This window comes from Gilliamella sp. BG3, from assembly GCF_046635605.1.
Classification (GTDB): Bacteria; Pseudomonadota; Gammaproteobacteria; order Enterobacterales; family Orbaceae; genus Gilliamella; species Gilliamella bombi.
Window position 1 is genome coordinate 72438 of sequence record NZ_JBIDFE010000004.1, and the last position, 13287, is coordinate 85724.

At 35.5% G+C, this 13287-nt stretch carries 6 protein-coding genes; 2 read left to right on the forward strand and 4 right to left on the reverse strand.

The window, feature by feature from the left end; all coding sequences use genetic code 11:
* Nucleotide 1: 1 nt before the first annotated feature.
* The gene (gene purL / locus ACGH6S_RS02925) at nt 2–3904 is read right to left on the reverse strand and encodes a phosphoribosylformylglycinamidine synthase (RefSeq protein ID WP_411578308.1); all 3903 of its coding nucleotides are present in this window, start codon (nt 3902–3904) and stop codon (nt 2–4) included.
* A 623-nt stretch (nt 3905–4527) separates the two neighbouring features.
* Here purL and ACGH6S_RS02930 point away from each other — a divergent pair.
* Entirely contained in the window at nt 4528–7524 is a 2997-nt protein-coding gene (locus ACGH6S_RS02930) for a DUF2339 domain-containing protein (protein WP_174799350.1), read from the forward strand.
* A 129-nt stretch (nt 7525–7653) separates the two neighbouring features.
* Entirely contained in the window at nt 7654–9024 is a 1371-nt protein-coding gene (locus ACGH6S_RS02935; protein WP_411578309.1) for a DUF3999 family protein, read from the forward strand.
* 179 nt (nt 9025–9203) lie between these two features.
* On the opposite strand, the gene glnS is transcribed toward ACGH6S_RS02935, so the two are convergent.
* The 3 genes from glnS to ACGH6S_RS02950 all read right to left on the reverse strand — a co-directional run bounded on the left by glnS (nt 9204) and on the right by ACGH6S_RS02950 (nt 13211).
* Nucleotides 9204–10880: a glutamine--tRNA ligase gene (glnS, locus tag ACGH6S_RS02940; RefSeq protein WP_411578310.1), complete on the reverse strand. Its 1677-nt coding sequence runs from the start codon at nt 10878–10880 to the stop codon at nt 9204–9206.
* A gap of 262 nt (nt 10881–11142) precedes the next feature.
* Nucleotides 11143–12486 (reverse strand): ATP-binding protein, encoded by a 1344-nt coding sequence (locus ACGH6S_RS02945; protein ID WP_411578311.1) that lies wholly within the window; start codon nt 12484–12486, stop codon nt 11143–11145.
* Nucleotides 12483–13211: a winged helix-turn-helix domain-containing protein gene (locus ACGH6S_RS02950; protein WP_034914270.1), complete on the reverse strand. Its 729-nt coding sequence runs from the start codon at nt 13209–13211 to the stop codon at nt 12483–12485. The genes ACGH6S_RS02945 and ACGH6S_RS02950 overlap by 4 nt, the downstream gene beginning before the upstream one ends.
* Nucleotides 13212–13287: the final 76 nt, after the last annotated feature.

The window sequence follows — 13287 nt, forward strand, 5'->3', positions numbered from 1 at the left end:
TTTAACCTAATTGCTTACGAGCATTACGGAATATTCTCATCCAAGGGCTATCTTCACCCCAGTTATCAGGATGCCATGAATTAGTTACTGTTCTAAATACCCGTTCTGGATGTGGCATCATAATAGTTGCCCGCCCATCTTGAGATGTCACTGCAGTAATACCGTTTGGCGAACCATTTGGATTAGCAGGGTATTGCTGTGTTACTTTGCCAAAATGGTCAATATAACGTACGGCAATTAATCCTGATGCCTCTAAACGGCTTAGATGAACATCATCACCCACTTCAACACGTCCTTCCCCATGTGAAACAGCAATTGGCATATGCGAACCAGCCATATCAGTAAATAGCAACGAAGGGCTTGATTGAATTTGCACTAAACTAAAGCGGGCTTCAAAACGTTCTGACGAATTACGAACAAAACGAGGCCACAAATCCGCTCCCGGAATTAGATCTTTAAGATTCGACATCATCTGACAACCGTTACAAACCCCTAACGATAAAGTATCTTTGCGATGGAAGAATCGTTCAAACTCATCACGCACTTTTTTATTAAATAAAATAGATTTAGCCCAACCTTCACCTGCTCCTAAAACATCGCCATAAGAGAAGCCACCACAAGCAACCAGTGTACTAAATTGACTAAGTGTAATTCGACCAGAAAGTAAATCTGTCATATGTACATCGATTGCTTGAAAGCCTGCTCTATCAAATGCTGCTGCCATCTCGACATGCGAGTTAACACCTTGTTCACGCAAAATGGCCACTTTAGGTTTTGTACCTTTGGCAATATAAGGCGCAGCAATATCGGCTTGCAGATCAAAAGTTAGCTGCACATTTAATCCTGGATCATCTTCATTTTGTTTAGCTTGATGTTCTTGATCTGCACATTCAGGATTATCACGTAAACGTTGCATTTGCCATGTCGTTTGCGCCCACCATGTTCTCAAGGTTAAGCGTGATTCACTGTATACTGTAGCCGAGTTATCACGCATAATAATTTGTTGACCAGTTTTAGCACTACCAAGAACATGAACCGCATGGGATAAGCCAAACTGCTTAAAGCAAGCCATCACATCATCTAAACGATTATTAGCTACTTGAATAACTGCGCCTAATTCTTCATTAAATAACGAAGCAATCACATCATGACCTAACGAGGCAATATCTACATCAATACCACAATGTCCAGCAAAAGCCATTTCGGCCAATGTCACAAACAGTCCACCATCAGAACGATCATGATAAGCAAGCAAAGCATTTTGGCTTACTAAAGCCTGAATCGCATTATAAAAAGCAAGCAGCTCTTTAGGATCATGGACATCCGCTGTTTTTTGCCCTAAATGACGATACACTTGGGCTAGTGCGGTGGCTCCTAGTGCTTGATGGCCTTTCGATAAATCAACCAACAATAAAGTATTATCCTGATCAGTACGCAATTGTGGTGTCACTGTTTTACGCACATCTTCAACACGCGCAAATGCCGAAATCACCAATGATAATGGTGAAGTCATGGTTTGTTGCTCACCATCTTGTTGCCATGTCGTTTTCATGGACATCGAATCTTTACCAACAGGAATAGCAAGCCCTAAAGCTGGGCATAACTCTTCACCAATAGCTTTAACGGCCTCATAAAGACCAGCATCTTCGCCCGGATGTCCTGCTGCTGCCATCCAGTTAGCCGAAAGCTTAATCCGTTTGATATCACCAATATTGGTTGCGGCAATATTCGTAATTGCCTCACCAACTGCAAGCCTTGCTGATGCGGCAAAATTAAGTAACGCAACGGGCGCACGCTCGCCGATTGACATAGCCTCACCATAATAACTATCCAAACTTGCAGTAGTCACAGCACAATCAGCAACCGGCACTTGCCAAGGACCGATCATTTGATCACGAGCAACCATACCCGTCACTGAACGATCGCCAATGGTAATTAAAAAGGTCTTTTCGGCAACGGTTGGCAAATGTAGAACACGTTTGACCGCATCATATAAATTAATTTCAGACGTTGAGAAATTATCACCATGTGCTTGGTGAGTTTTAACATCACGTTGCATTTTAGGCGTTTTACCAAGTAGCACATCTAATGGCAAATCGATGGGATGATTATTAAAATGCTCATCATGCAAGATAACCGCCTTATTGACGGTTGCCTGACCAATCACCGCATAAGGTGCACGCTCACGCTGACAAAGTTCAGCAAATAATGCCAATTTATCGGGATGAATCGCAAGCACATAGCGCTCTTGCGATTCATTACACCAAACTTCTAGTGGTGACATACCTGGTTCATCGCTAAGTATTTTACGAAGCTCAAACTGACCGCCACACCCACCATCGCTAACAAGTTCAGGCATTGCATTAGACAAACCTCCAGCACCAACATCATGAATAAATAAGATAGGATTATCTTCACCAAGCTGCCAACAGCGATCGATAACTTCCTGACAACGGCGCTCCATTTCAGGATTATCACGCTGAACAGAAGCAAAATCCAAATCAGCATCGGACTGACCCGACGCCATAGACGAAGCCGCCCCACCACCTAAGCCAATATTCATAGCAGGGCCACCTAACACAATCAGTTTAGAGCCCGCTGGAAACTCACCTTTTTGGATATGTTCACGGCGAATATTACCCATACCACCAGCTAACATAATCGGTTTATGATAACCTCGAAGCTCCTCGCCATTATGGCTGTTAACCTTTTCTTCATAAGTACGGAAATACCCTAACAAAGCCGGACGACCAAATTCATTATTAAACGCCGCACCACCTAAAGGGCCATCCATCATAATATCAAAGGCGCTCACAATGCGATCAGGCTTACCAAAATTTTGCTCCCAAGGTTGTTCAAAATTAGGAATACGTAAATTAGAAACTGAAAACCCTACTAAACCGGCTTTAGGTTTAGCACCTCGACCAGTTGCCCCTTCATCACGAATCTCACCTCCACTGCCCGTTGCCGCACCCGGCCAAGGTGATATAGCTGTTGGATGATTATGTGTTTCAACTTTCATTAAAATATCTGCATATTCTTGATGATAGCAGTAGGTTTTATTCTCATTATCCGCAAAAAAGCGCCCAACGATTGAACCATCCATCACTGCGGCATTATCTTTATAAGCGGACGAAACATAATCAGGAGTGTGTTCAAAAGTATTTTTGATCATCTTAAACAGTGATTTAGGCTGCTTTACCCCATCAATAACCCAATCGGCATTAAAAATCTTGTGACGACAATGCTCAGAATTGGCTTGTGCAAACATATAAAGCTCAATATCAGTAGGATTACGATTTAGTTTTTTAAAGTTCTCAACTAAATAATCAATCTCATCAGATGCTAACGCCAAACCTAATTTAAGATTAGCCTCATCTAATGCCGCACGCCCCTGACCTAATAAATCAATGGTTGTAACTGGTGCAGGTGATTCAACATGAAATAACTGCTCGGCTTGATCAACATGGCTAAAGACCGCTTCCATCATGCGATCATGAATTAATGCTATAAAATCGTTTTTTTGCCAATCGGTTAATTCTGAACTTACTTGCACATAATAAGCAATCCCCCTCTCGATACGGCGAATCTGTGATAAACCGCAATTATGTACAATATCAGTTGCTTTTGATGACCAAGGCGAAATCGTTCCCACTCTTGGCGCCACTAAAAAGAGTTGCTTACTAGCCGTTTGTTTAACATTGATTTGTGCATTTTTTGGACCGTATTGTAATAATTTATCTAACGTTAACTGTTGTTCAGCCGTCAACTCGCCAACCAAATCAACAAAATGCAGATATTGGGCTTCAATATCGATAACAGGAATAGATTTTTCACAACAAGTAGATAATATTTTATTAATACGAAATGCAGATAAGGCCGAGCAACCAGCTAAAATTTTCATGAAAATTACTCTTTTTAAGCTAAAAATAGAGAAGAAATAAGACAATATTATAAAAGAAAGCGCACGATGTGGCTATATTAAATACAGTTAATCAAGAGATAGATAAAAAGTCTGTTTTTCAACCAAAAGAAATAACTAAAAAAGAAAAACAAAATCAATATGATAGAAAATTATTTTTTACCAAGAATTGGATCTATTTTGGTAAGTGAAATAAATTAAGTGTAAGGATTAGGATATTTTGATACAGGAATAAGATAGGTATATTGACCTTGCTGTGTTATGGAAAAGCTTTTTACTCTAAAATCATTCAGGTAGAGCATTGATTTTATTAAATTTTTATTTAAGCGTTTTTAGTGAAATCAAGCATTTATAAGATATTTAGTACTAAAGCTTTTATATTTCATTTAACTGTTAAATTTTAGCAAAGAAATTTCAATTAACTAAAATTTTAAATAAAAAAACAAATTATTATCAAGTTACTCTAATGATAGTTTATTCAAACATATTGATTTATTGATTAATTACTGATTTACTGTTCATCAGCAAAATACTAACTTATTATTTTAATTAACTATAAAAACAAATAAGTAATCATGAAATAAAAAATATAAGGAAAAATTAGAATGGAATTTCTTTTTTATTTCTTCTTCTTCGCAGTAGTAATAATTATAGTGGCATTTATTAATCTTTTTAGTTTGAAAGATCAAATTGTCCGGTTAAGAATTCAGTTAACAGAGGTACAAGGGGTCCTTTTATCACTCAAAGAACAACTTTATCAACAAAATAGTTCGGCTGAGTTAGAAGAAAATTCAGATGAAAAAGAGGATATTGAGCTCGATAATACTAATTCGCAATTTGAATATTCAAATAGCAATACTACTGAAGAAACAGCGGATATTGCTGTTCAAATAGAGCCTCCAACCGAAATTTCTTTACCTTGTGCAGCTAATAATAACCATTTAAACGATGGACTTTTGCAACTTAATGAGCAAAATGAACCCGCCCTGTTACAAGAAAATATGCAACTTGATTCAGTAACAGTAGAACAACCCGATTCTCAATATCAAGAATTCAGTCAGGAAGAAGAGTTACCAACATTAGCTAGCGAATCTCTGGCGATAGAAACTCCAGAACAAGAAAAAATCAATCTTGATGAAGCTGCATTACAAACAGCAGATCCATTTAACCCACAATACAGACCAGTTACAAATACTGGACCCAATCCGTTATTTATTTTTTTTAATTGGTTAATTAAAGGCAATGTAATTGCCAAAATTGCTATTGTGATCTTATTTTTAGGTCTAACCTATCTATTTAAATACAGTATTGAACATGATTATATTTCACCTGAGATCAGAATCTTAGGAACCTTAGTATTAGGTTTTGTTTTGTTAGGAATCGGTTGGAAATTAAGACATAAACGAGAAATCTACGCCTTAATATTACAAGGCGGTGCCTTTGCTATTTTATATCTGACCATATTTGCCGCCTATAGGTTATACGAACTTGTACCTATGTTAATTACGTTTGCTATTTTGTTAATTATTTGCTCAACAAGCATTTTATTTTCCATTTTGCAAAGAGCTATGAGTCTAGCAATTATAGCCTGTATCGGCGGTTATGTGACACCGATTTTACTATCCAATGGTTCAGGCAATCATATTGCTTTATTTAGTTATTATTTGATGATTTCCAGTGCTATTTTAGTTGTTAGCATCTGGCAGTCTTGGCGAATACTTAATTTATTAGGATTTTTATTCACCTTTGTAATATCTCTACTATGGGGAATGAGTAATTTCCGCCCTGGGTTTTACATTGAATGCCAAATATTTATCATCGCCAATATGTTAATTTATGGTATTTTAGCTGTTTTATTCTCGGTTCGAAGTTTTAATAAAGAACATAATCAAAATGCTATTGATTTAATTTTACTATTTGGCACACCGTTATCCGGTTTTGCATTACAATATTCTATTACCAATCAGTGGGAATTTGGACCTGCATTTTCATCATTGGCATTTGGTCTGTTTTATATTATTGGCTCTTATTTCATTCTGCGCTTGTTGAAATCTTCAGCAAAAAAAATCTCGCTTTATGGCTTGGCCATTGGTCTATCATTTAGTACGTTGGCTATTCCACTTGCCTTTAGTGCCAATTGGACTGCCACAATTTGGTTATTTGAAGGAACAGCATTAAGTTGGATTATGCTTTCGCAAAAACATTATCGTACTGCTTTATTAGGTGTCGCAATTACATTATTTGGTATTGTTTCAGCTTGTATATCTTTCGAATATGAACAATTAAATCCGAGCTCGCTTACACTACTACTTGGTATTATAAGTGCCATTTTGCTAGTGAATGCCTGTTTATGGCATTGCTATGGTTGTAGAATTAATACAAATAATTTACTTAAAACGATGTTTATCGCTGTTGCTGTTATATTTTGGGTAATATGGATTTTATCAAGTATTTATTTACATATTGACAATACAACACCAAAAGTATTACCAATTTTATTATGCTTCACTTTTTCTTCATGGCTATGGTATATCGTTGGGAAAAAAATCAATTGGCATCAGCTCTGTTATTCTGGGTTAACCTTATGGCTAATGATATTACTAGCTTTATTTAAAAGCTATGCCGAATCCTACTATTTATTAAACTCTGGCATTTGGAGCGTGGTTTGGATCATAGCCTTTGTTAGTGCTTACTATTATTTACATATTGGAAAGGCACTTATCACAAACAGTATTGTAAATCGTAGTTTTAAAATAAATAAACAAAATACTTATCGTTTATTTGATATGTTACACATCAGTTTATTTTGGATGATTTTATACTGGATAACACGAGAATCTACTCATTTACTTAATCAATTACCATGGGGATACGAAGTAATAAAATGGAGTGTAACTGCAACTATTGCTAGCAGCATTATTCTACTATTTTATATACTGATTAAACGCCAAATTATGACCACAATATCATTAATTAAATCTTATTGGATGATAGGTTTATTACCTGTTGTTATCTATTTAGGATTTTATTTAATAGTTGGGCTTGGTATGAGTGGTCAAATCATTTATTGGAATTATGTTCCTATCATTAATCCACTTGAAGAAAGTGCAATCTTTGCTTTAATGATGTTTAGCGTTTGGTTAAAACTTGCAATAAACCATTTACAACTAAATAGCAGGATAATGAATCTTGCAAGCTTTAAAATACCATTACCTAATATGGTTCTAGTGCCTTTAATTGTTTTAACCTTTTTCTGGGGAAACAGTATCGTTTTACGCTGCTTAAGCCAAATGTTTGACATATCTTGGACAGCTAATTCTTTATGGCACAATAATATTGTCCAAATGACTGCATCATTACTTTGGATGTTAACTGCAGTAATATTGGTGACTATTGGACACCGTTATTCACTTCGGAAAATATGGTATAGCGGTGAATTTATTCAAGTGATCGTTATTATTAAATTAATATTTGTAGATATCCGTGAGCTTGATGGATTACTTCGTGCATTTGCCTTTATTGGTGTTGCGTTATTAATGCTGTTAATTGGGTATTTAGCACCATTACCGCCTAAGTTAAAAAATGGTGATACTGATGAATAAATACACTATAAAAAATAGGTTTAAGTTTAACAATGACGTTTTCAGAAATCATTCTGATAATATCATTCAGTTTAATATAACAATAAATAAAAATTTGTGAATGTCATTGATTATTATGGATAAAAAATTATGAAAAAATTTCTATTGAGTTCGCTGTTATTAATAAGTGGATTTAGCCAAGCGATAGACAAAACTAACCAGTATGCCTATGGTGCCATGATTGATATCTCCAACGATACTAGCATGTATAGCAGAATAGAACTGACTCATGATGTTTATACACAAACATTATCAAGTTCATTAGATGATATTCGCATTTTTAACCAAAAAGGTCAGCCTGTACCTTATGCATTAGTCAATGTTTATCAGCAAAGTGATAATAATCAAACTTTTCCAGTGGCTATTTACGCGTTAAATGAAAACAAAGATGAAGATCAAAGCAAAATGGCGATTGAACAGTATAATATCAATATCAACAATAAAGATGTTCAAATCTATCTCGATAAAGCAAATAGCCAAGGTGACTATACCGCAAGGTATTTATTGCAAATTCCCGAAAATGTTAAGTTAGAACAAGCCATAAGTCGTTTATCCATTGATTTTGATGTAGCTGAAAATCAAAATTGGCAAGCAATTGCTAAATTGCTTTATAGCCAAGATTTAAGTAATTGGCAAACTGCACTCAATAATGTTCCAATGATGTCTTTGACTGATAACAATAGTAATCAGTCACTTAGAGTAAATACAATTGATATACCAACAAACACTAATTACAAAGCACGCTATTGGATTTTATTATTAAAGTCAGATCAATCCACAGTTCCTAACGTCAAAAAAATTGAATTTACTTCAAGAAAAGAAACACCAAAATTAGCTCTTTTCCCAATTAACTTCGAACTAACATCATCAGATGGTCAAGAAGCAACTTATCAGTTACCATCACCTCAACCAGTTAGAGAGTTATCAATTAAGCTACAAAACCCACGTATGGTTTTACCTACTAGCATCTATTATAAAACCGATGACAAAGATAAAACATGGCATAAACTTGATGACTATATTATTCGAAACATAGATAGCAATGATCATAGCCAACATATCAGTGCTGGATTAATTATTAAACAAGTAAAAATTAAAGCCATCAACGCAAGCTTTGATGAAGCACCACAACTAACAGCTTACCGCAATCGCATGAGTGTTGTTTTTAATAGCGCCAATAATGGTCCCTTCATTTTAGCTTGGGGATCAGCAAAAGCAACGTCTGCATCGTTAAGTGAAAAAGCATTACTTTCAGATTCAATATCTGTAGTTGATGTGCCACAAGCCTTTGTTGGTGAAAATATTAAACTAGCAGGTAAAAAAGTATTATCCCAAGCAAATAATGATCCGACAAGAGATTCAATTTTACCTAAATGGTTAATTTGGGTTAGCTTAGTTATTGGCGCTATCATATTAATTATTATTGCATTAAAATTAATTAACGAAGTTAAAAAGTCATAAAAATGACTAGAAATAAGCACTTAATAGAAATTTACTCCATTGAGTGCACCACACATCTAAATACTGATAATTTTTAATTAGATAAGATGATAGAGACAATAAAAGGTTTTGATTTTAGCTTAAGTCATTGTGGTAACGAACATTCGCCAACTTAAGCCGGCGAATTGTAGCATATTAAATTACGCTTCGTTCCAGCTATCTCTTAACCCTACGGTTCGGTTAAACACTAGCTTATCTTCAGTTGCAAACTTGCTATCTAAACAGAAATAACCTTCTCGTTCAAATTGATAAGCTTTCCCCGCCTGAGCTTTTTGTAAACTAGGTTCAACAAGACCTTGCTTAATCACTAACGAAGTAGGATTAATGGTTGATAAAAAGTCCTCTGCTGCACCTGGGTTTGGCGTATTAAATAGACGGTCATACAGGCGAATTTCGGCTGGTTTTGCAAATTTAGCTGAAACCCAATGAATTACACCTTTGACTTTACGTCCATCTTCAGGATTTTTATTTAAGGTTGCTGGATCATAACTACAATAAATAGTTTGAATATTACCTTCGGCATCTTTTTCAACTCGATCTGCTCGAATCACATAGGCATTACGCAATCGCACTTCTTTACCTAATACTAAGCGTTTGTAGTTTTTGTTGGCTTCTTCTCGAAAATCCGCACGATCAATATAGATTTCACGAGTGAAAGTGACTTCTCGATGACCCAGTTCAGGACGATTTGGATGATTTGGCATATTAAGCACTTCATCAATAGTATCCGAGAAGTTTTCAATGACAACTTTAACCGGATTAAGCACCGCCATAGCACGAGGCGCATTTTCGTTAAGATCTTCGCGAATACAAAACTCAAGAGTACTCATTTCTACGGTATTTTCTTGTTTTGTCACACCAATTCGACGACAAAATTCACGGATCGAAGCTGGTGTATAACCACGACGACGTAAGCCTGAAACAGTCGGCATACGCGGATCATCCCAACCATCAACAATCTTTTCTGACACAAGTAAATTTAATTTACGTTTTGAAGTAATCGCATATTCAAGATTTAATCTTGAGAATTCATACTGATGAGGCCGTGCCTCGATTGTAATATTATCTAATACCCAGTCATATAAACGGCGATTGTCTTGGAATTCAAGTGTACAAAGTGAATGGGTAATATTTTCGATCGCATCAGAAATACAGTGGGTGAAATCGTACATTGGGTAAATACACCATTTATTACCTGTTTGGTGATGTTCTGCAAATTTAATACGATATAACACTGGATCTCGCATCACAATAAATGGTGATGCCATGTCAATTTTAGCACGCAGACATGCTTTTCCTTCGGCAAATTTTCCCTCTTTCATTTGGGTAAAAAGCGCTAAATTCTCATCGATGCTACGATCACGATAAGGGCTATTTTTACCCGGCTGAGTAAGTGTTCCTCGATATTCACGGATTTCATCAGCTGAAAGCTCATCAACATAAGCAAGTCCTTTATTGATTAGCTCAATAGCATATTCATATAATTGGTCGAAATAGTCAGATGAGTAACAAATTTCGCCATCCCATTCAAACCCTAACCAACGGACATCTTCTTTAATCGACTCAACATACTCTATATCTTCTTTAGTCGGATTGGTATCGTCAAAACGTAAATTACATTTACCTTTATAATCTTGCGCAATACCGAAATTTAAACATATTGATTTAGCATGACCAATATGTAAATAACCATTAGGCTCTGGAGGAAAACGTGTGTGCGTAGTTTTATATTTTCCTGCTGCTAAATCAGCATCAATAATTTGACGAATAAAATTAGATGGACGATTATCTGTTTCGCTCGGTAATGAACCGCTCATAAAAAAACCTCTGGTGATATATTTATTAATAACAAATTGAGAATATTTGCTATATTATTGCTTATTATGTAATGAATATAACAAATTTTTCTTATTTCTGAAATGGAAAACAGACGATTCCCATCGACAAAATTAGTCTTTGATTAAACCCTGCTATTTTTAACAAAAAAACATATCTTTTTAGCAAAAACACAAAAATAAAAAATTAAACAAAATAAAAGCTCTACCTGACGGTTTTCGCTAAAAATACAACTAATTATTTTTATTCATCACCCGATTTCAATGAAACCACAAATCTTGCTCCACCTAGTGGGCTAGTGACAACAAAGGCTTTACCATTATGAAATTCTGCCATTAGTTTTACATAAGCTAAACCGAGTCCATAACCTCCAGTTGAGCGAGTTCGGCTCGTATCAAGTCTTGCAAAAGGCATAAAAATCTTTTCACGTGCATCAAAGGGAATGCCCACACCATCATCATCGATTTCAAGAATGACTCGATTTTCTTGTTTTGTGATATTCAAAACTGCTTTATGTGCTGCATACTTAAAAGCATTTAGTAACAAATTTTTAACTATGGTTTCAACTAAATTAGTATCAATCATTGCATATGCATCTTGGCTATTACAAGTTAGTTCAAATCCTTTTGGTTTAAATAATGTTAAGGATTGGCAAACTTTTTCACTCCACTGTTTTAATGATACCCTCGTGAAGTTTAATTCAACATTGCTTTGCTGCATTTTAAAGTAATTTAAACTAGCATTGATTAATGTCTCAAGTTCATTAATATCATCACTCATGCCTTTTTGTAGCAAAAATCTCTCTTTTTCATCGGTTGACTCTTCAAGCATACTAAGTTCAAATCGCATACGGGCAAGAGGTGTACGTAATTCATGAGCCATCGCATGAGAGATTGTTTGATTGGTACTAACTAGATGTTCAATATGCGTTCCCATATTATTTAAAACATTTGCTAGCGGCTTAAATAACCAACCTTTAACATTTTCGGTTCGGGCTTTTAAATTACCTTGCCCTAACTGCTCGGCAGTTTGTCTGATATTAACTAGATCCTTCCATACGGCACTAAAAGCCATATAAATTAAAATAAAAAAAACAATAGCACTAAACAAAGCCCAAATAACAAGAAAGATGGTCAACGACATGGTATTGGATGCCAAAATATCCCGCATTACAATCGGGCCTAATTGAAGCAAATTGCCATCTTTTAAATCTATATAAACAATCTCATTATCACCATCATAAGAAAAACCAAGTTTTTTTAACTCGTTAAGCACAGTATCAGGTAACGGTGTGTTAATTGGTAACACTTCGATAGGGTAGCCAAAATAAGGTTGCAATTCATTAACCACTTCTTGAAGGGGTCGATCTTTATGTTCTTTAATTTGCATACGAATCAGATTCACTGTACCTCGTTGAGATTCACGAAATACAACATGATCATCTGGCATATCGGTTAATGATGAAGGTAATGAATCAAAAACCAATAAAGCGCCATAAGCAATAATACTTTGCAATAAAAGTAAAATAACTAGATAAAATACAATACGGCGATTAAAAAATAGCGGCTTGGCTAATAATTGACTCAATGATTTTCTCCTTCTCGCATAAATAAGTAGCCTTTTCCTCGCACTGTTTTTATGCGAGACGGATTATCTGGATCATCGAGTAATTTACGACGAAGTCTTGAAACACGAGCATCAATAGAACGATCGCTACCATCAAAATCGATCCCTCTTACTTGAGAAAAAATATCATCTCGAGAAAGAATAGTTCCCGCATTATAAGCAAGCAACCATAGCAGATCGAATTCGGCAGTAGTTAAATCAATTTCTTGCTCGTGCAAGAGTACTTTTCGGTTTTCACCGTCTATGACTAGATTATCAAATATTAAAGTTTTATTATTCTGTGGTAAAACAAACTCTTTCGTATTGTCTTTGTCGGTTTCTATCTGTTTCCGTCGTAATAAAGCTCGTATTCGCGCTAGTAATAATCTGGGTTCAACTGGTTTTGCTAAATAATCATCCGCTCCCAATTCAAGCCCAACAATTTCATCAATATTATCTTCACTTGCTGTCATGATCAGTATAAAATTACTAAACCATGTACGAATATCTCGACAAATATCAAAACCTGTTTTTACAGGTAACATTACATCTAAAATAACTAGATCGGGATTAAGTTGTTGAATCTTTTCTTCTGCCCCTTCTCCACTATTATGCCATTCAACAAGATATCCTTGCCGAATTAGATAAACTTGAATTAAATTAGCTAAGCGCTGATCATCTTCAATGATTAATATACGTTCACTCATTATCTGTTCTCGATTACTGTAGCTTGTACCTAGAGATACCTCATTATACAGATAATTTTTTTCCCGTTACAAAATA